Here is a 20630-nt window from a genome sequence, read left to right as displayed (position 1 = left end):
TAGTTGATGATAATGAAAATGAAATATATAGAGGTCCTGTTAGTAAATTTGTTAATAAAGGTTATGTTGCAACTGGTTATGATAAAGAAACTGAAACAATGATTTTAGATTGACCTGATGAAATTGGTACATTACCACCCGAAGCATTACAAAATAATCCACAAATTGGTGATTATACACATGCACCAACTTGTGATTTTTCTGCTAAACAACAAAAACGAATTACTACTAATGAAAATGAAATTACCAAATTAAATACTGAATTAATTAAAGCAAATGAAAGTATTAATGATGTTAAAAATAATTGATTTAATATTGAAACTAGTCCATTATGAAAAAAAGTTAAAAATGAAAATATTAAAACAGATACATGATATATTATTGATTGAACATATTATTTTATCGATAGTAAACAACTTATTATAAGTAATAATAAATTAACTAAATCTAATATAAGAATTACTAATGGTCAAATAGAACAAAAACAAATAATAATTGAAAATATTGATGTTAATATTGACAAAGTAACATTATTATATGATGTTGATTTAATAAAGTTTACTATTACTAATAGCACAAAAAAGTATACACCAATAATTCATAATATATATCAATATCAAGGAACTGGGACACCAACTGAATTTATAGCAGAAGAAGGTACTGAACGTGATTATTATACAAAACTAGAAACTAATAATTTATTAGATAAAAAACAAGATAAATTAACTGCTGGTACTAATATAACTATTGATGAAAATAATAAAATTAGTGCTACTGGTGGAAGTACAGATTTATCAGATTATTATAAAAAATCTGTTTTTATGAAAGGATATTTTACATAGCCACTTGCCACTTGCCACTTGCCACTTAGCCCTTTTTACTAGACCATTAATTTAAAAAACCTGAATGTATTCTAAAAACAATTGTGTTATATAATTAACACTAATTTTAACCTGAAAGGATTTTTATTAATGGATAAAATTAAACAAATAGCATTAGTAATTAACAAATTAAATATCAAAGAAAAAATTAAAATTATTGATGATTGTAAAAATCAATATTCAATTAGAAACCTATGTCAATATCTTCAATTAAACAGATCAACATATTACTTTTTAAAAAATAAACAAAAACCTATTAAAAAAGAAGAAAATCATATTATTAAATGCAATCATAAATATCAAAAAATATGCCAACTTTTAATCGAATTTCATTCTACAAGAAAAGGCAGAATTTATGGATATTTAAGAATTTTTTCAGCTTTTAAAGAGTGATTAAAACAAGAAAAAAATATCATTTTAAATATAGAATTATCAATAAAACAAATGCGAAAAATTATGAAAGAACACAATATTCAAGGATTAAAACAAACTAAAAATAACTATCCTAAAAACAAAAAAAATCCAAATAAGTGAATACCTACAATGGATAAAGTAAACAAAGATTATAAAAGTACAACCTCTTCAAATCAAATTTGATCAATGGACACTAAACAAATAAATACTAAAGAAGGATGATTATATCTTTTTGTAATTATTGATTTTTATTCAAATAATGTTGTTAGTTATAATATTGCTCCTAATAAATCATATCAGGATTTAATTCTTCCTGCTCTTGAAAAAATCAACAAACAATTTTCTTGAAATCAAGTAAAAAATGTTATTTTACATTCAGATAACGCCAACGAATTTTATTGTCACGATATCACAAAATGAGCAGAGGATAAACAAATAATTTTAAGCAAAAAACAACCTTATGATATTGGTGGTAATGTATTATCTGAAAACTGATTTTCTCATTTATCTCAAGAATGACTACCTAAAGGATCAAATCAATATTTATCCATCAATGAAGCTATAAATGATGTAAATCAATATGTTATGTTTTATAATTATGAAAGAATACATTCTAAATTTCTAAAACCACCAATTTTACAAATTAAAATTTAGAATTTTATATCAAAAATGGTCCAGTAATTAAGGGCCAACCACCTGAAAAAATCAACAAACAATTTTCTTGAAATCAAATAAAAAATGTTATTTTACATTCAGATAACGCCAACGAATTTTATTGTCAAGATATCACAAAATGAGCAGAGGATAAACAAATAATTTTAAGCAAAAAACAACCTTATGATATTGGTGGTAATGTATTATCTGAAAACTGATTTTCTCATTTATCTCAAGAATGACTACCTAAAGGATCAAATCAATATTTATCCATCAATGAAGCTATAAATGATGTAAATCAATATGTTATGTTTTATAATTATGAAAGAATACATTCTAAATTTCTAAAACCACCAATTTTACAAATTAAAATTTAGAATTTTATATCAAAAATGGTCCAGTAATTAAGGGCCAACCACCCTTCTGCTTCTGTTTTTTGACTTGTAGTATCATTTACTGGACTATATCCACTACCCTCAAATGCTTTATCAATAATAAATTGTATAAAATCTGCATATTTATCTAATATTGGATTACCTTGTAATATTGCAATTGGTGGTGTTCCACTAGTACTTCCTAAACTTCTTAAATTTGCTTGTAAAATAAATTTACCTATTAATTTTTTTAAATCAAAAGCAGTTTTAGATTGATTTATTTCTTGTTCAGTAATATCTAAAAATACACGAGTAACATTATATTCAAGTTCATGTTCAATTGATTCAAATGTTTTATTTAATAATTCTTGTAATTTCTTAATTGGAGTCATATCCGGATAATAATCACCAATTACTCCACCAAAAAAGTTTTTCTTTGGTAAATTTTGCATAAATTTAACTGGAATAATACCTAAATTATGATTTTTTATTAATGGTAATTGTAAATCTTTACTTATTTTTTCTTGTAAACCATCTAAAGTAACATAATCACTAGTAAAATATCTAATAATTTGATTTGGAGTATATGTTGTTTTAACATAAATACTTTGGTCATCATATTGTACTCTTAACCATGTTGATGCACTATATTCAGTTTCTAATACTCTTGCCATCCTTGATTGAGCATGTGGTTGAGCAAAATTTAATGCTATTCTTCCAGTTTTACTTCTATCAATTTGAACAATACTATAACCATAACCAGATTTAATATGACAATCTTGATAAAATAATGAATCAAAATTATTTCATTCTTTTTAATTTTTCAATTGCTCTTTTATATTCTTCATATTCACTTGTTAAAGTATAACCATTACCTCATAATAATTTACTTGCATGATTTGCTATAATTTCTTGAAGATTTATCATACATCAATTAGGAGTTAATATTTCAGTATTATGATTATTCATATGTTATTTCCTTTCAAAATAAGGATTTATATTTGCACTTAAATTTCTCATATATGGTTCTATAGCATAATCAAATGCATCTCGTAAATGGTCATTACCTGCTAATGGTATTTGTTTAATACTTTTAGGGTCTCATACAGCCAATCTAAACTCATCTAATAATGCTTGTGCATTCATACTAATATTTAAGCGTTCTGATTCCATTAAAGCCACATTCTTACCTATTCTAAACTCAAGTCTTAATTTCACACAATCTTTAAAATAGAGCCATGAATTAACGTTATATTTAATTGCTGTATCATTTAACATTTCAATAAATGTATAATTACTAAAATCACAATATACAGTTAAACCATATTCATATAACAAATTATTTTCTTTTGCTAATTTAATATAAAACTCAACTACTAATCTTGCTAATTGTTTATTATCATAACGTACTAATTTATTTTCTATTTTTAAACAATCAATAACATTAACAAATTTAAAATTATAATCAAAACCTATTAATATACATGCTAAAGCATCATCTTTAAACCCATAATCTAATCCAGCACTAAATCTATAACTTGGTTGTAATAATCTACTAATTTTATGAATAAGATGTGAATATATCCCACCAGATTCATAACCTACTAAACCATGACTTCTTACTCTTGCAGATATTGGGTCAAGAGTTTCTATTTCTAATAATTGTTGTTTATCACTATCTTTTAAATAAGTATTTAATTTTTAATTTTGATAATGATAAATAGTATTATCAATAATAGTAAATTGTTCATATTCATTAATAATTTGTTTTTCATTTTGAGGACAAGCATTTATAGTTTTTTTAATAAATTCATTAAGAATTGACCAAGGATTACAACTCTCAATTTCTAATAATTGATTTGCTCCACGAATAGCATCTTTTAAATCTTGATAATCATTTTCAGTAATTTCATATCTTTCATCACTTCATATAATTACATAATCATATAAATAATTACTTGCTAATCCAGTTAATTTAACATTACTATTATCTTGTGAATGTAAATATTTACAAGTTATTTTACTACCATTAAATTCAATAGTTTTTTTAGTTTCACTAATAATAAAATTAATACTAGGATAGGTTGCTCTAATAATTTGCTTTAATTCTTGTCAACTATCATTTAATTGTTTTGACATATTACGAATTAAATAAGCATGAATATTAATATTTTCTAACATTAATAAAATACCAAGAAATTCAATATCACTAAATGTTTTACCAGATTTTCGTGAACCTAATTGCTTAATTTTATTAATATTTAAAGGTTGTTTTAAATACATTCTTTTAGCAATATCTAATAAATAACCAAAATTACTTAACATTTATTCTTACCTTTATTTTCTAAACTAATTGCTATAGGGGCTGTATTATCACTACTTTTTATATCAATTTTTGTAGATAAATGATATTCTTTCACAAATGCTCTTTCTAAATATCATGCAGTATTATTTGCATTTGCTTTTAAATATCTTTGTGTATTAATATGGCGTATTTGTAAATATGCTCAATTAATTTGTTGTAAAAAAGTATTTCTCTTTTTTTGTTTTCAACTATAAAGAGTATTTTCTGTAATATCTAAATAAACTAACACACCAATTTTAGTAGGTACTTCTTCGGTTTGTTTACAATGATTAAAATATTCTTCTAATTTTTCTCTTAATGCTTTTGCATCATTAAAAATTGTTCTTATTTTTATTTTTTCTTCTTGCACATAAAAATCTCCTTTCATATGCTTTTAAAACACAAAAATTTATGATATAATTAATATAATCTTTAAGTTAAATGTGCTGAAAAATAACTTATGAATTTTATTAATTACTTCATATATTTTTTTATTTAATTTTTATAATATAATTATAACAAAAAATAGCATTTATAGTGCTATTTTTTTATTATTTGGTCTTTTTCTCATTTAATTATCTTACCATTTTCTCATTTATTTTTAAATTTTTCATTTTTATTTTTTTTATCAATATCTTTTTTTATTTTTCAATAATTTTTATTATATGTTTCTTCTTCAATTTTTTTATTATTTCACAAAATTGCTATACCTGTAATTAAACCAAATAAGTTTAATGAAACAAATAATAACAATAAACCAAATCCATTATTTTTATAACATAACATTAATCCTTTAATAGTAATTAAAATTATTGCTATTAAACCTATTATTCCTAAAGATATTCATAATCATAATATTTGCATTTTTATTTTCCTTTTCTATTTACATTTTTCTTTATTGTACATTATTTTATTAAAAAAGAAAAGATAACTAATAAAAGTTATCTTTTAAACGTAAATAGAATTTTCAAGTTATTAAACGTTTGTTAATATTATACTCTAAAACCAAACATTTTTCAACAATATTTTAACAAATTTGTTAGAATAGTTAGGACAAAAAAATCAATAGAAAGCTGTTGAAAAATGTTTAGTTTTAAAGAATTTCTAAAATCTGAAATCACTAATATTTTAGCAAAATATTTTCAAAAAATCCATGATTTTGATGAATATTTTTTTCAAAATAGAGATAAAAATCAATATAAAATTGATTCAAGAGTTAATAGAACAGTAAATACTCCAATTGGAATGGGAACTTTTAGACAAAGAGTTTATTGAGATAAAATTAATAAACAATATTATTATCCAATTTATGAAGAGTTTGGTATTAAAAAAAGAGCAAGAATTACTAATGATTTATATTTTGATATATTAGATAATTTAATTGAAAACTTAATAAGTAAAAAAGGTTATTTTAATATTCAATCAGAATTTAAATATACTTCTTTTTCTAAAAATCTTATTTCAAGAATTTTTAAAAATGCAAAAATTGAAAAATGAATACCAGAAGAAAAAATTAAAGTATTAGATAATCAAAAATTAAATATATGTGCAGATGATGCTTTTATTACTTGTTGAGATGAAAATGGTTTAAAACAGCAATATTGTTGTAGAATTTTAACTTTTAATTTAGGAAAAAAAGAAATTTATTCATATAGAAATAAATTAGACAAGAAAATAACTGCATTTTTATTATTTAAATCTGGTAATGGTTTAAATCAAGAACAATTATATAATTTTACAACACAAACTATTTTGAATCATTATGATATTAATTTAAATATATTAGGTGTTCAATGAGAATATCATAATTATAATTTAGTAGTTGCTGGTGATGGTGCATTATGAATTAAAGCAATGGCTACTTGATTGGGATGTTACTATATTTTAGATAAATATCATGCTTATAGTTATTTATGAAAATCTTTTGTTGGAGTTCGTGGTAAGAAAAAAGAATCTCATGATTGAACTAAATATATTGATGGAACAACTACTTTTGCAAGTGGTGATTGTAATCAATTACTTAGTTTTTTAAAACCAAATGTTAATGAAAAAACTTATAATTATTTTAAAAATAATGCTCATGGTATTGTCAATCAAAATGCTAGTTGAAATATTGGTTGTTCTGCTGAAAGTGATGTATATCATTTTTTAAAATCTTTAACTAATGGAGCAAAAATATATAATTATCAAACATTAAATAATATGTTAATAGCAAAAGCAAATTATTTAAATTCTAGAAGTTATCTTAATAGTACTTAAAAATTTAAAACTTAATATTTTTATAAACTAATTTTAAGATTAGTATTTTTGTGTTATTTAAATGTAATTTTATAATTATATTTTTTAGTATTTTTAAATTTTATGGTATAATTTAATTAACAAATCATAGAATTTTCAAGTTATATTGTAAATGTTATTTAATTCTATGAGTTAAACTTATACGTCCTACTAGACTAGTATTACCTTAATTAATATATTTTAGAAAAGTTGAATAATAATTTTATGCTAATCATATCATTATTATTTTACTATTAATTGTTTATTCTTATTATTATTGTTGACTTTAAAGAAATAGTTTCTTGGTTTTTTACTAAAGCAATAGAAAGTGTTAGTTCATCTCCGTCTGTTAAATTATTTGGACGAGTTATTCCTGTTCTTTCAAAATTTATAACATTAAATTTTGCTTTTCAACCAACCAATTGTTCAAAGTTATTAAATTTAATAGCTTTTTCAGTTCTGCTTTTGCTTATTAATGGTACTTCTGTTTTATCTTTTAATCATTTATTAACAGTTTCTTCTAATTTATAACCCGCTTGGAAATACTCAATAGAACTTCCTTCATAAACAAATTCATTATAACTTAACTTAGCAGGACTATCACTTGCAAAAATATTAAATAAAGCATCAGTTCCAGTCATTACTTTTACTGTATATTTATCCCCTAAATTTGTTTTACCATCTTCTTTAAAGAATTGTAAATTATATGTCCCATCACCAACTACAAGTTTTTCATCATCATTTGGTTCTACAAATTTACTAGTAGAAACTTTTATATTAGATATTTTATTTTTAATTTTAGCAACTTCCGCTGCATCAAAAGTACCATCTTCAGGTGTTGTTCCTGATGTTAATTTCTGTTGTAAAACAGATTTTAAAAAATAGAAACTGTCTTTATCTTTAGCTTTGGCTTGACCAGTAGTTGCCTCTTTTTCTAATAATTTAGTAACCAAAATATCGGAATTATCAATTCAGAAAAAGGATGTATCTTTTTCTCAATTAAGTCTAATAGTTTTTAAACTGTTTCCTTCATCATTTGTTAAACCTAAATTTATTGATACTTGATCTAGTAATATTTTTACCTGATCTTCTTTGTTGTTACCACAAGCTATAACAGTAGTTACTGGTACTGTTGTTATGACACTAGCACCTAATAACTTTAATAAAGTTCTCATATTCCTCATTTTTCTCTTAACCTCCTCAGTTAAATCTAGAATAGATGTGAGAAATTATCTTCAATAATCTTATGTAAAACATATTATTTTAAATAACTCACTAACACTATTATAATACATAAAAAAAATTTTATTGTTTTTTTAAACCTTTAAGAGTGTATTTGTAAATTATTAATAGTAAAATTAAATAAAAAAACACTTATAATTTTAATTTTTAATATATTTTTATTATATTAAAAATTAAAATTATATTAGTATTTATTTTTATAAAGTAATATCTGAAAAAAATAAAAATAATAAAGTATAAGAACCTGTTTAAAATCTTTTAGAGAATAGGATAAAATGATTATATATTTTAAAATAAGAGGTATATATGTGTAAAAATTATCCTAGTAATGTTAGCAAAGAGCAATTTGAAAATATAAAATCAATTTTAGAAAATACTAAAAAGAGAACTAAACCAAGAAGTTTAGATTTATATGAAGTATTTTGTGCAGTTTTATATGTATTAAAAAGTGGTTGCCAGTGAAGAATGTTACCAAAAAATTTTCCAAAATGACAAATTGTATATTATTATTTTCAAGCTTGAAGTAAAAATAATGATAAAGAACCTAGTGTATTACAATTAGTTTTAAAAAAAATTAGTCAAGGCATTTCGTATCAATAATGGTAGAAAAGAACAAACTAGTTTTTGTATAATTGATTCACAAAGTGTTAAAAATACAGATACTACTAAAAATAAAGGTTATGATGCTGGTAAAAAGATTTCAGGAATAAAGCGTCATATTGCTGTTGATTCTCAAGGTTTACCACATGCAATTTACATAACCACAGCAGAAAAAACAGATCGTAATAGTGCTATAATAATGATTGAAAATGAAAAAGAGAATCTTTCTGCAGTTCAAAAAATACTAGTAGATGCTGGTTATACTGGTGAAAAATTTGCTTCTAAAATTAAAACAATTATAAATGCAAATGTTGAAGTTATAAAACGTAATGAATTACATTCTTTTGTAGTATTACCAAAAAGATGAGTTGTAGAACGAAGTTTTGCATGATTAGAAAAATGCAGAAGATTATGAAAAAATTGTGAAAAAAAATTAAATACTAGCTTACAAATGGTTGTTCTTGCCTTTATTTCAATTTTATTGAAAAGATTTTAAACAGGTTCTAATATTTCTATAAATAAAAAAATATAAGTTTTTGACCTATTGTTTAAGTTTTAAGCAAGTAGGTTTTTTATTTTGAAAGGGGAAAAATATGAATTTAAAATCTTTACTATCTGAAATAAAATTTGATTATAAAGAAATTATAGAAATTTTTAGAAAAATAGCAGCAAAAAAGGAAAATATTAAATCATTATGAGATGAATTAAGTAAGTATAAACAGCAATTACAGAAAGAAAAAAGTGATGATAATATTAACCAAAAATTATTAATTATTTATAAAGTTTCTGCTTTTGTTGAAGAAATGTTGTTAAATTCTTGTCAATCAACAGAATATGATCCTGCTACTGGAAAAAATAATTAAAGACAGTAAAATGAGTGAAAATTTTGTAAATGATTGAAATAATATTAATAAAATATTAGAACAAATTTTTTTACCAGAAGATGAAGTTGTAGAAATTTCAGAATTAGCAGATGATCAATTAAGTCTACTAAATAATGAACAAACGCAAACAAATCGTGAAAGTGAATGTTTTCCCAAATACTGTTTAATTTTATAAAAATGAAATAAAAAATAAAAAAACTTTTCTCTAATTAGAGAAAAGTTTTAATTAACATAGTGCTTTAAATTCTACTAAAATATTGATTGAGGTAATAAAGTTCCAATACTTAACATTATTAAGGCAAAGACAGTAATACCAATAGTATATGGTCAAATTGCTCGATAAAAACTTGTTAGGGGAACTTTAGCAATGGCAAGTCCTGCCATCATTACACCTGCACTTGGTGCAAATAAATTAATTCAACCACTAGCCATAACAAAAGTAGTAATCATTCCTGAACCTAATCCTAAAGGAATTACTATTTTTGAAACAATAGGGAAAACGGCTTTTGCAAATCCTGATGTTGAAGGAATAACAAAGGCAATCAAAAGAAAAGCAAAAAAACCAATAATAACAATAGCAAATCTTGGTAATTTATCAATACTTTGCAATTGTCCAACAACAACATGTTGCATTCCTGAATGTTGTAATGATCAGCCAATTCCACCAGCAACAGCAATTATTAAAGCAACACCTAATAATTCTGAAGAACCACTAATAAAATTACGAACATATTGTTCTTCGCCTTTTCAATCAATTGCTGCAATGATAATTGAAACAAAGAAAAATAAGAAAGCTAACATTTCAATGTTTCAGTCACCAAATGCATTAATTTGACTTGTGAAATATGGAAAATATTTAATTAATGTATTGTGAAAATCATCAAAAATAGTTGTTCCTGTAATTTTACCTCATGGAATAATACAAAGCACCATAATTAAAAATGTTAATCCAAATAGTGCTAAAATAATTTTACGACGTTTAGTAAATTCAGGTATTTCTTCTTTATTAATAAATTCTTCATGATGCTCGCTATGTAAGTGAAAAACAACTGATTTTTCAGGATTACGTTTAACACGGATTGCATATCACATAACAAAAGCAATAGTACCGATAGTTGCTAAAAATCAACAAATTAAACGTCAGATGATTCCATCACCAGGATTTAAACCACTAGCTTGTGAAGCTGTAGCAATAGCAAAGGGATTAAGTGTTGAAAACATAACACCAACACCAGCACCCAATAAAATCATTAATACAGCTGTAACAACATCAAAACCAGCAGCTAACATTGCTGGAATAATAATTAAATAGTAAGGAATAGTTTCTTCACACATTCCTTCAACTGTTCCACCAATCGATAGGATAGTCATAATTGAAGGAATAATTCAAATTTCTTTTCCGTTTAGACGTTTAACTAAACGACCAATTCCTGCATCTAGTGCACCTGATTTCATAACTATGCCAATATATCCACCAATTACTAAAACAAAAACAATAATATCACTGCTACCAATGAAACCTTTAATTGGAGCCAAAAATAAGTCCATGATACCTAATGGCCCACCGTCTTGTCAAGGGTTATCGGTGCTTACAGGCTTTGATTCATCTTCTAATCATTTACCTGTTGTTCCTGGAATCCAAGAAATAATGATAATTAGAGCAATAATAAAGAATAAGACTGTAATTGCTGTTGGCATTTTAAATGGAAATAAACGAAATTTTTTCTTTTTGGTAATTCCCATATATGATTAATACCTCCTTCTTTATTTTTTTAAAAGTATTATTATATAATACACTATTTATCATGTAGAATAAAAGATGTTTAAGCTTATTTTTTAAAATAACTTATTAAAAAAGTAGTATTTTTATTTAAGTAACACTATTATAATAATAGTTTTTAAAAAAATGTTATTTTTTTATTAGTATTATTTGAAAATTTAATTAAATATTAGTAGTATTTTAAAATAAAATTAGTTATTATAAATTACATATATTTTTTTATTTTTTTGATTTTATTGACTATTTTATTAATTAATGAAATCACTTTAAAGGTATATAATTATTATAATTGAAAGGAGAATATTATGTTAAAATTTTTTAAGAAAAAAGAAAGGACAAATCATAAATTAACTTTATCAGAATTAGTCTGGTTTGGTTTTAATTATACTGTTGGAATTACTTTTACTGCTAACTTTGCAATTTTAATTAATAAAGATAGTTTAAATTTAGGTTCTCATATGATTTGAATTTTTTTAGTAGAAGGATTAATTGCAGGAACTTGTGCTTGAGCTTTTTCAAGACTTTCAAGAGTACATCCGGGTAATAATGGTGCTGCTTATATTTATGTTAGAAGTAGTTATGGTCGCTTCTGAGGTTGATTAATTTCTTTTTTACAGTATGCTACTTTACCTGTTATAGTTAGTTCACAAATTGTATCAATGATTAGAATTAACTTTACTGATCCATCTTCTTTTTTATATGCTAATTGAGGAGTATTACAACATTTAGGATTAGATTTGATTGGAATTCTAATTTATGGTTTAGCTTCTTGTGTATTATTTTTAGGAATGGCTGCATTTAAAAAATTTGTCAATATTTCTAGTTATTTAAAATGAGGAACAACTTTTTTATTAATCATAGCAACTATTATATTATTTGTGATGGCAGGAACTTCAAATTGAGATATGACTACTTCTCATCAACAATTAACTGCCAATAACTTTTCACAAGCTTTTGCCATGTGTTTCTTTTTCTTTTTAGGATTTGAAACCTATTCAACAATTGGTAAAAATGTTAGAAATCCTGAAAAAAATATTAGTCGTTCATTAGTTATTGTTATGATTTTATCTACTATTTTTTATATGGCAGTAACAATTCTTATGATTGGTGCTGTTGCTGGCAATTTTTTAGATAATCCCAACTTAAGTATTTTTAAAATTTTAGGTGATAAAGCTCATGCACAATGATTAGGAATAATTGGTATCCTTGTAATGTTAATTTGTACTATTTCATTAAAGTCTAATGCTGGAATGCAAAATGCTTTATATAGTGGTGCTATTTTAGAACCATTATCTGTTGAAGGGTATATTTCACCTAAATATAAAGAATTATCAAAAGATAACATTCCGTTTAAAGCTTCTAGATTAAATTTAATTATTACTTTTTCTTCAGCTTTTGTATGATTAATTTTACCTGATATTATTGGAGTAATAGTTGATACGTTACATCCTGTTTATAAGGATGGACAATTAGTTTTAAGTTCGATTGTTAATTATGGAACATTAACTGCTGAAGCCGGTATTATTATGGTTATTATTTATGTTTTTGTACTTTCCATTGCAATTAAACTGTCTATAGAAAAGAAATTGAAAAAAAATATTTTTGAAATTATTATTTGACTTGCAGCAACACTTTTCTTAGTTTGACAATTTGAAGAATGATTAAGATCTTTAATCAATGGTTTAATTTCAGGAGCAAATCTTATTGGTAAAGGTGGAACTGATACTACAAAAGGAATATCTGATATAACTTCTAATGTTTTACAATTAGTTTATTTAATTGCTAGCATTGCATTTGCTCTAATTTGATACTTTGCTTATTATAAACCAATGCAAAGAAAAAGAGCACTTACAAATCCTAAATTACAAGAAGAATTGGATAGCGAATTTAGAGTGAAAGATGATTGACCTTTTGTTGCAAAAAATCTACAAAATGAAATTGAAAATTATTTAGTACGTAATGTTTTAATTAATGGTGATGATAAAAACCCTAATTATATAATTGCTAAAAATGTACGTAAAGAATTATTGATGTCAGAAGGCGAATGGCGTGAAGATGAAGAATAAAAAAAGTTTAAAAATGTATTAGTTATTATAACTAATACATTTTTAGTATTTATTATTTTTGACAAATTTTTATAGTAATATTAAAGGTGTTAATAATGAATATTTTTTTATATTATTATAAAGTATATTGATGGTAAAAAGTAAAATATGATGTATAATGTTAATTGGATTCATTTCAATATTATGTTTAGAAGTAATTCTAAATTGTGGTTATTGTATTTGTAGTTCAAAAGTCATATTATTGGAGGTACTATATATGAATATGAAAAATATATTAAGATTAATGGGTGCATTAACATTAACAACAGCAGCTACTACTTCAGTTGTTGCTTGTGGTGATAAAGCTGGTGTAGCCATGAACGTAGAAGTATCAAAACAATTAGGGTTAACAGATGATAAAGGAGAAGGTGTACAAGCAGCTTCACTTGATACAACTGTCAAGGATAATGTTACTTGAACTGTTGATGCTTTAAAAACACCAATTAAAGCTAGTGCATTATTAGGAGAAGATAATAAAGCTGCTAATCAAGCATGTGCTGATTTTCTTACTGGTAAATTAAAACAAACAGCTACAGATGGAAAATTTAATAAAGAAGAATTAGATAAAATTACTGGTGCAGTTACTGATTTTAAACCAGAATTAGCTAAAATGGATGATGGTAAAGATTATGCTATTACTGGTGGTACTTTTAATTTCCAATTTAAAAAAGGTGAAGAGGCACTTGGTAATGTTTATGGTATTAAGTTAAAAGCTGATAAAACAAAAGGTGTTATTGCTGCTGCTCTTACTACAATAGCTGCTAAAATTAAAATAGTAGATACTGATGTTACTACAAATCAAAAAATTATGTTTGTAGATGGTACTACAATTCCAGAAACTGCAAAAAAACCAGGAGAACCAATACAAATTAAAGGAGAATCAGATCAAGTAAAACAGTTTAATGCTTTAAATACTCTAACTGCTTTAAAAATTGCGGCAAATTTAGGAACAATTACTGCTGGTGGTGATGCTTGAGCTGCTGGTGATAAATTAGAAATAACTTATAAAACTGGTGATGTTACTTTTGAAGCAAAAACTGAATTAACACTTGCATAATTTTATAAAATAAAAATAATATTAATACTCCTTTTAATTTAAAAGGAGTATTTTATTTTACAAAATGTTTATTTTTTTCATATTTTTAAACATTATAAACATATAAATATTGGATAACTTATTATATGATATTATATTTGGAAAAAAGTAACTAAGTTGTTAATTTATAGTTATTATAATAAGTTTAAATAATATTATTGGAGGTATATGTGAATATGAAAAATATATTAAGATTAATGGGTGCCCTTGCATTAACAGCAGGAGCAACTCCTTCAGTTGTTGCATGCGGTAATAATGGTTCAAATATTCCTAATAATCCGCAATTAAATGGCAAATATGCAGAATTATTAGGATGATATAGTGATGAAAATACAAGTATAATTGATGAAGTAATAAATTTTGATAATCTTGGAACTTGTATTATCACTGCTGACTCTACTAATCTTATTAAAGATAAGTTGTTTAAAGAAAAGTTATTAGTTGAAGGTTCTACTGATGGTAAATGGAAAGCAAAAAATACTGATTCTGCAACCTTTTTAAGGGAATTGGGATTTACATCTGGTAATCAAGATAATGATTATTCAGAACCCGATGTTGATGCTATTACCAATTTAATTGTAACAATTAAAACTGCTGCTCCAGGTGAAATATCAGTTGCTGACACAACTGACTTTAAAGTAGCGGATGTGGTATTTGTCAAATTGATATTATGAGTAGCAAAACTGCTGCTAAGCTTGTTAAATCTTATAATATTAATATAAAGGCAGCAAATTTAAATGTTTCAAAGGTAATAACAAGTAATATTATAAAAGAACCTTTAAATGATTTAAAACTAACTGCTGATCAAGGATTCAAGGTCGATCAGCCAACTTCTGGTTTTAAATTAGAGTTTACTGATGAATTAAACAAAACAAAGTTTGAGTCTTTACTTAAAGTATTAAATACATCTTTTACAACTCATTTTTTTAGTTCACCTACCGGCACAGAAGAAATAAAAACTTTTAATGATGGTGAACCCGCATTTTTACAGTTACATTTTGATAGTGTTATTCTTGCACAAAAAATGGCTGTTGGAACTCCAGGCAAATAATAAATTTTCTAATTAATATAAATTAAATTTAAATCTATAATAAAATATATTATTTTATTATAGATTTACTTTATTTCTAAATAATTTAGTTGTAAAATTAAATAAGAACTAATACTTGATTTCTTAAATCTCTTTTCATTTATTTAAATTGAAAAAGGATTTATTTTATTTAAAGGTGGTAATCAAATGGCAAACAAATCATATTATGTTAATAATAACAATCAATTAAAAAATTATAAATTAGAAAAATATAAAATTGATAATGATTTAAAAATTTTATATAAAGTAACAACAACTTATAATGATACTGAACCTAAAATTTTAAAAGCATTACCAATTGAAGAGTTGGATAATAATACTATTGATTCTTTTTTTATGTTGATCAAACAAAATCAATGTGATAATTTTGCTGTGTATTATGAAAATAATTATGATATTAAAAAAATTAATGATTTGATTAGTAATCAAGAACTAAATTTTACATTTGAACAATTAGATTTTTTAAAGCAATTTTTTATTAGTATTAAAAATGTTGCTATTACTATATTTGATATGCGTATTAAGCCAATTATAAATAATACTATTGATAGTAATAGTAGTAATAATGGTATTAGTAATACTTTTCAATCTAAACCACGAATTTTAAATTAATATTTTTTTACAATTTAATTTTAGAAAAAAATATCAAAATAAAAACTAAATATTACTTAATTATAATTAGGTTTTACTAATTAAATATTCCCATATTATCATTTTTATCTCATGATCCAATTCTATTTGTAATAATTTTTATACCTTGACCTTGTGATAAAGTTTTAAAAAATTGATTAATTTCTTCAAAATGTTCAATTATTATTGAAATTGCTGTAGTATAATCTGATTCTAAAATACCACCAGCAAACCCAGTCTCATCTTTTTTAGTAAAATCAATAATAATGTTATAAAATAATTTTTGAAAATTACTTTGATTTTCATCATTAGACTTGGTGCAAAACTAAGGTAATTCAAAATTATATATTTCTGCTATTAAATTAAATCTTAATGCAAATCTTCGTATTTTATTGCGATATTTTAAAGTTAAAATTTTAAAACGTTTTAGTTTAGCAAATACGTGTTCAATTTTAATTCTAATTTTGCTTAAAGTTTTATTGTATTCTTTTTGAATTGGTATTAATTTATTGTATTTACTTTTTTTAAATGGCAAAAATGTATTTTTATGAATATTTTGTATTCCTTGATAACCTGAATCAACAAAAACTTGTTTTTCTAGATGAATAAAAGTTTTAGATTTTAAAAGTAATTTAAAATCATGAATGCTTCCAAAACAAAAAGCGGTTGAAATAATTTTTCCATTTAAAATATCAATAATTATTTGCGATTTAAGAGTATGATGTTTGTTTTTACCCGAAAAAAGTAATTTTAGTTTTTTTTAATTCTTTCAATTGGAGTTTCAGTAGCATCAATAGCTAGTAAAGTATTATTGATTCCTTTATTTTTGATTAAATCTTTTTTGCCAGATAAATTAAAAATTCCACTTTTTATTAAAGTATTTTCAATTCAAAAAATATTACGAATGCAGCTAGTATGACTAATATTATATCTTTTTGCAATAACTCTATAACTACTATACTCTTTTCAGTATTCTAATGTCATTAATAAACGATTTTCTATTGATAATTTATTAGGTTTACCACCAACTGCTTTTTTAATTGCTTCAGCTTTTTTTAAAATTTCAACGATTTTTTGAAATGTTTGTAGTTTTATTCCCACTAAACTATAAAATTCTTGTTCATCTTTGTATTTTTTTAACATAATAATTATCACCTTTGATATTAATAATAACCGTTAAATTATTAAAATTAAAGGTTTTGCACCAAGTCTATTATATATTTGTTCCATATTCAAAAAAATATCATAACTAATTTTTATAATTATTCAATCGTGAGCAGCAAAACGATACGTTACTTGAAATTGATTTTCATCATTGAATGTTTGTTTATTACAAATTTCTTTAAAATTCATTTCATTAGCTAAGCATTTATAAGGATAATTTTTTTTAGCTAATACATAAATATTATCTTTATCATCAAATTTTACATTTGTAATAGATCTTGCTAATCCTGTCATTTGTTTAAATTCCATTTCATTAGTTAAACACTTATAAATTCCGTTTTTAAATCAAGCATAAGTATTATTATTTTTATCAAATAATAAAGTACATGGCATGCCTGGTTATCCTAATATACGTTTAAATTCCATTTCATTAGCTAAGCATTTATAAATATGACCATCAGTATCTATTAGATAAATATTATTATTTTTATCAATTGATATGCTTCTTGGTGTGTAATTATCTTCTATTGTCATTTTTTTTAATTTCATTTTGTTAGATAGACATTTATAAACACCATCAGTTTGTGCAACATAAATATTGTTTTCACTATCAAATACTATAGTACTTATCTGAATGTTATTATTATTATTTATTAATAAAATTTCTTTAAATTGAGTTTCATTAGCTAAGCATTTATAAAATTTATTATGTAAGTTTAATATATAAATATTATTTTTACTATCAACTCTTAGATCAACGCTACTGTTTATAATATTTTTTGTTGGTAAACCATTTAATTCTATAAAACTGTTTTTTTCAAATAAATATTTATAAACAATTGTTGTGTTATTATTTCAGTTTTTACTTAATATATAAATATTTCCAATATTATCAACAGCAAAACGGTATGATTCAATATTATAGTTATTATTTATTTCTGTTTTATAGTCAATTAAAGTAAATTCATTTTCATTAGCTAAAAGTTTATAAATTATTTTATTATGATAATCATTATATTCAGTTGTTAAAGCATAAAGATTATTTTTTGAAAAAAGTAAATATATTCTAAAATTATCTGTTTGACTTAAATAGATACCTCCTATTTTTTTAAATTCATTTTTATTGACTAGACATTTATAAACACCATCTTTCTTTGATCATACATATACATTGTTTGATGAATCTATTTTAATATTTGTAAAAGAATAATTATTAGTATTAGTTGTTACTTTCATTTTTTTAAATTCATTTTTATTGACTAGACATTTATAAATGCCATTAGTTTTTAAAGCATAAATATTATCTTTTGCGTCAAATTTTAAACTTATTATTAATCCATTTATGCCTTTTATTTTTATGAATGTATTTTTATCATTAGTATATTTATAAATACCATCATTAGTTATTGAATATATTTCGCCTTTATTATTTTTATATAAATCAGAAAAAATAAAATCATTATTGCTTTGATGAACATTTTTTTTAAAACAATCATTTTGTAATGTGATTGTCCTTAAGTTAAAATTACTAATACAATTTTCAATAGTTATTGTAGATGCTAAGGTAGTTAATATTGTTAATATTTTTTTCATTAAAACTCTCCTTTTTGTTTTTTTCTATAACTTTTATAATAATAGGTTATTTTATATTTTAAGAACGTAAAAAAGAAAATGCAATAAAAGTATCTAAAAACTAAAAAAATAGTTTAATAGTAATTTTTGAATCTTGAAAATTATAAAAAAATATGTAATTAAAATTTTATTATTTATATTAGTTTTTTAATAATTGATTAGCGAAATATTTGGTCAATAACTCCACCACCAAGACAAATATCACCATCATAAAAAACAGCGGTTTGACCAGGCGTAATAGCGCGTATCTTTTCTGAAAATTCAACCTTAATTTCATCATTATTAATAAAATTAATAATAACAGCAACATCAGATTGACGATAGCGAAATTTTGCATTACATTTTAAAGAATTTTTTAATGTACTATTATTAATTCAATTCAATGATTTAACAGTACAACCGCTATTCATTAGTCATTTATTTTCATTTTCATTAGCAACATAAAGAATATTATTAGTAACATCTTTTTCAACAACAAAATACGGAACTTTCATTCCTGAAAGATTAATACCTTTTCTTTGGCCAAGTGTATAGTAGTAAACACCATTGTGATTACCAATAGTAGTTTTGGTATTAATATCAACAATTTTGCCCGGATTAGCTGGTAAATAATTTGTTAAAAATGTTTGAAAATTACGATTACCAATAAAACATATGCCAGTAGAATCTTTTTTTGTTGCTGTTGGTAAATTATATATTTTTGCTAATTCCCTAACTTCAGTTTTAGTTTTATTACCTAAAGGAAATAAACTATATTTTAATTGTTTTTGTGTTAATTGACATAAAAAATAACTTTGATCCTTATTATCATCAATTCCTTTTAATAACTGATATTGTTTAGTAATTGGGTTGTAGTTAATTCGTGCATAGTGCCCCATTGCAATATAATCTGCTTGTAAATTTTTTTGTGCATATTTTAAAAAAGCATCGAATTTAATATATTTGTTACATAAAATATCGGGATTGGGAGTACGGCTTTTTTTAAATTCTTCAAGAAAATAAGTAAAAACATTATCTCAATATTCCTTAACAAAATCAATTCTTTCTAATTTAATATTTAATTTTTGGCAAACAGCTAAAGCATCAAGATAATCTTGTTCTTGTGGACAAATATCTTGATTATTGTTACCTTGTAAATCATTATTTAAAAGTGAATCTCAATTACGCATAAAAAGACCAATAACTTCATGGCCTTCTGCTTGTAAAAGTGCTGCTGTTACTGATGAATCAACTCCACCACTCATACCAACAACAATGCGTTTTTTTTCTGTCATTTTATTACTCCTTAGTACTTTTCATAAATGCTTAATAATTGTAACAAATATATAATAAATACCCAAATAAATATTTTTAAATTATTGAATTTACATATTGATTATTAAGTGATAATCCTTTATACTAATGTTAAAACACATAAAAGCAATTTAACAAAATATGGTTTATAACCACTTTTGTAAAGTTTG

At 23.5% G+C, this 20630-nt stretch carries 24 protein-coding genes; 11 read left to right on the top strand and 13 right to left on the bottom strand.

The window, feature by feature from the left end; genetic code table 4:
- The first annotated feature begins 98 nt into the window (after positions 1-98).
- Positions 99-842 carry a hypothetical protein gene (locus AAHM96_RS04090; RefSeq protein WP_342273658.1) on the top strand — a complete coding sequence of 248 codons (744 nt, stop codon included), beginning with the start codon at positions 99-101 and terminating at the stop codon, positions 840-842.
- Between the two features lie 129 nt (positions 843-971).
- Positions 972-1949, top strand: a complete 978-nt coding sequence (locus AAHM96_RS04085) for an IS3 family transposase (RefSeq protein WP_342272824.1) — start codon at positions 972-974, stop codon at positions 1947-1949.
- A 373-nt stretch (positions 1950-2322) separates the two neighbouring features.
- On the opposite strand, the gene AAHM96_RS04080 is transcribed toward AAHM96_RS04085, so the two are convergent.
- The 6 genes from AAHM96_RS04080 to AAHM96_RS04055 form a co-directional block, all read right to left on the bottom strand.
- Positions 2323-2997, bottom strand: coding sequence for a hypothetical protein (locus tag AAHM96_RS04080; protein WP_342273657.1), 675 nt, complete (start codon positions 2995-2997; stop codon positions 2323-2325).
- A 127-nt stretch (positions 2998-3124) separates the two neighbouring features.
- Positions 3125-3292 carry a hypothetical protein gene (locus tag AAHM96_RS04075; RefSeq protein ID WP_342273656.1) on the bottom strand — a complete coding sequence of 56 codons (168 nt, stop codon included), beginning with the start codon at positions 3290-3292 and terminating at the stop codon, positions 3125-3127.
- Positions 3293-3295: 3 nt separating this feature from the next.
- Positions 3296-3661: a hypothetical protein gene (locus AAHM96_RS04070; RefSeq protein WP_342273655.1), complete on the bottom strand. Its 366-nt coding sequence runs from the start codon at positions 3659-3661 to the stop codon at positions 3296-3298.
- Positions 3662-4024: 363 nt separating this feature from the next.
- Entirely contained in the window at positions 4025-4648 is a 624-nt protein-coding gene (locus AAHM96_RS04065; protein ID WP_342273654.1) for a phage terminase large subunit, read from the bottom strand.
- Positions 4642-5037 carry a terminase small subunit gene (locus AAHM96_RS04060; RefSeq protein ID WP_342273653.1) on the bottom strand — a complete coding sequence of 132 codons (396 nt, stop codon included), beginning with the start codon at positions 5035-5037 and terminating at the stop codon, positions 4642-4644. Before AAHM96_RS04060 ends, AAHM96_RS04065 begins: the two co-directional genes overlap by 7 nt.
- A gap of 170 nt (positions 5038-5207) precedes the next feature.
- On the bottom strand, positions 5208-5531 hold the full coding sequence (locus AAHM96_RS04055) for a hypothetical protein (protein WP_342273652.1): 324 nt from the start codon (positions 5529-5531) through the stop codon (positions 5208-5210).
- Positions 5532-5750: 219 nt separating this feature from the next.
- Between AAHM96_RS04055 and AAHM96_RS04050 the strand changes: the two genes are divergently transcribed.
- Positions 5751-6926 (top strand): Mbov_0401 family ICE element transposase-like protein, encoded by a 1176-nt coding sequence (locus AAHM96_RS04050; RefSeq protein WP_342273651.1) that lies wholly within the window; start codon positions 5751-5753, stop codon positions 6924-6926.
- Between the two features lie 272 nt (positions 6927-7198).
- Here the strand turns inward: AAHM96_RS04050 and AAHM96_RS04045 are convergent, their stop codons facing one another.
- The gene (locus tag AAHM96_RS04045; RefSeq protein WP_342273650.1) at positions 7199-8119 is read right to left on the bottom strand and encodes a hypothetical protein; all 921 of its coding nucleotides are present in this window, start codon (positions 8117-8119) and stop codon (positions 7199-7201) included.
- A 373-nt stretch (positions 8120-8492) separates the two neighbouring features.
- On the opposite strand from AAHM96_RS04045, the gene AAHM96_RS04040 reads away from it, so the two are divergent.
- The 3 genes from AAHM96_RS04040 to AAHM96_RS04030 all read left to right on the top strand — a co-directional run bounded on the left by AAHM96_RS04040 (position 8493) and on the right by AAHM96_RS04030 (position 9845).
- Positions 8493-9282 (top strand): IS5 family transposase gene (locus AAHM96_RS04040; RefSeq protein ID WP_342272742.1). Its coding sequence is split into 2 segments (ribosomal slippage): positions 8493-8753 and positions 8755-9282, totalling 789 coding nucleotides; the frame shifts between segments, so codons are not numbered across the junction.
- A 97-nt stretch (positions 9283-9379) separates the two neighbouring features.
- Positions 9380-9649, top strand: a complete 270-nt coding sequence (locus AAHM96_RS04035; RefSeq protein WP_342273649.1) for a hypothetical protein — start codon at positions 9380-9382, stop codon at positions 9647-9649.
- Between the two features lie 10 nt (positions 9650-9659).
- On the top strand, positions 9660-9845 hold the full coding sequence (locus tag AAHM96_RS04030) for a hypothetical protein (RefSeq protein WP_342273648.1): 186 nt from the start codon (positions 9660-9662) through the stop codon (positions 9843-9845).
- 74 nt (positions 9846-9919) lie between these two features.
- Here the strand turns inward: AAHM96_RS04030 and AAHM96_RS04025 are convergent, their stop codons facing one another.
- A complete protein-coding gene (locus tag AAHM96_RS04025) occupies positions 9920-11413 on the bottom strand; it encodes a YfcC family protein (protein WP_252319388.1) in 1494 nt (497 codons plus the stop codon).
- Positions 11414-11755: 342 nt separating this feature from the next.
- On the opposite strand from AAHM96_RS04025, the gene AAHM96_RS04020 reads away from it, so the two are divergent.
- The 5 genes from AAHM96_RS04020 to AAHM96_RS04000 all read left to right on the top strand — a co-directional run bounded on the left by AAHM96_RS04020 (position 11756) and on the right by AAHM96_RS04000 (position 16353).
- Entirely contained in the window at positions 11756-13516 is a 1761-nt protein-coding gene (locus AAHM96_RS04020; RefSeq protein WP_342273647.1) for an APC family permease, read from the top strand.
- 256 nt (positions 13517-13772) lie between these two features.
- Positions 13773-14612, top strand: coding sequence for a hypothetical protein (locus tag AAHM96_RS04015; RefSeq protein WP_342273646.1), 840 nt, complete (start codon positions 13773-13775; stop codon positions 14610-14612).
- 209 nt (positions 14613-14821) lie between these two features.
- Positions 14822-15373, top strand: a complete 552-nt coding sequence (locus AAHM96_RS04010) for a hypothetical protein (protein ID WP_342273645.1) — start codon at positions 14822-14824, stop codon at positions 15371-15373.
- Positions 15322-15702: a hypothetical protein gene (locus tag AAHM96_RS04005; RefSeq protein WP_342273644.1), complete on the top strand. Its 381-nt coding sequence runs from the start codon at positions 15322-15324 to the stop codon at positions 15700-15702. The genes AAHM96_RS04010 and AAHM96_RS04005 overlap by 52 nt, the downstream gene beginning before the upstream one ends.
- 186 nt (positions 15703-15888) lie before the next feature.
- Positions 15889-16353, top strand: coding sequence for a hypothetical protein (locus AAHM96_RS04000; protein WP_342273643.1), 465 nt, complete (start codon positions 15889-15891; stop codon positions 16351-16353).
- A gap of 343 nt (positions 16354-16696) precedes the next feature.
- Here the strand turns inward: AAHM96_RS04000 and AAHM96_RS03995 are convergent, their stop codons facing one another.
- The 5 genes from AAHM96_RS03995 to mnmA form a co-directional block, all read right to left on the bottom strand.
- Entirely contained in the window at positions 16697-17119 is a 423-nt protein-coding gene (locus AAHM96_RS03995; RefSeq protein WP_342273697.1) for a transposase family protein, read from the bottom strand.
- A gap of 2 nt (positions 17120-17121) precedes the next feature.
- On the bottom strand, positions 17122-17514 hold the full coding sequence (locus AAHM96_RS03990) for a transposase family protein (RefSeq protein ID WP_342273642.1): 393 nt from the start codon (positions 17512-17514) through the stop codon (positions 17122-17124).
- A 33-nt stretch (positions 17515-17547) separates the two neighbouring features.
- A complete protein-coding gene (locus tag AAHM96_RS03985) occupies positions 17548-17928 on the bottom strand; it encodes a hypothetical protein (RefSeq protein ID WP_342273641.1) in 381 nt (126 codons plus the stop codon).
- A gap of 6 nt (positions 17929-17934) precedes the next feature.
- On the bottom strand, positions 17935-19128 hold the full coding sequence (locus AAHM96_RS03980) for a hypothetical protein (protein WP_342273640.1): 1194 nt from the start codon (positions 19126-19128) through the stop codon (positions 17935-17937).
- A gap of 197 nt (positions 19129-19325) precedes the next feature.
- A complete protein-coding gene (gene mnmA, locus AAHM96_RS03975; RefSeq protein ID WP_342273639.1) occupies positions 19326-20441 on the bottom strand; it encodes a tRNA 2-thiouridine(34) synthase MnmA in 1116 nt (371 codons plus the stop codon).
- Positions 20442-20630 lie beyond the last annotated feature (189 nt).

The organism is Spiroplasma endosymbiont of Acasis viretata (assembly GCF_964031275.1).
Lineage (GTDB): Bacteria > Bacillota_I > Bacilli_A > Mycoplasmatales > VBWQ01 > Spiroplasma_E > Spiroplasma_E ixodetis_A.
This window is presented reverse-complemented; position numbering and strand designations above follow the sequence as displayed.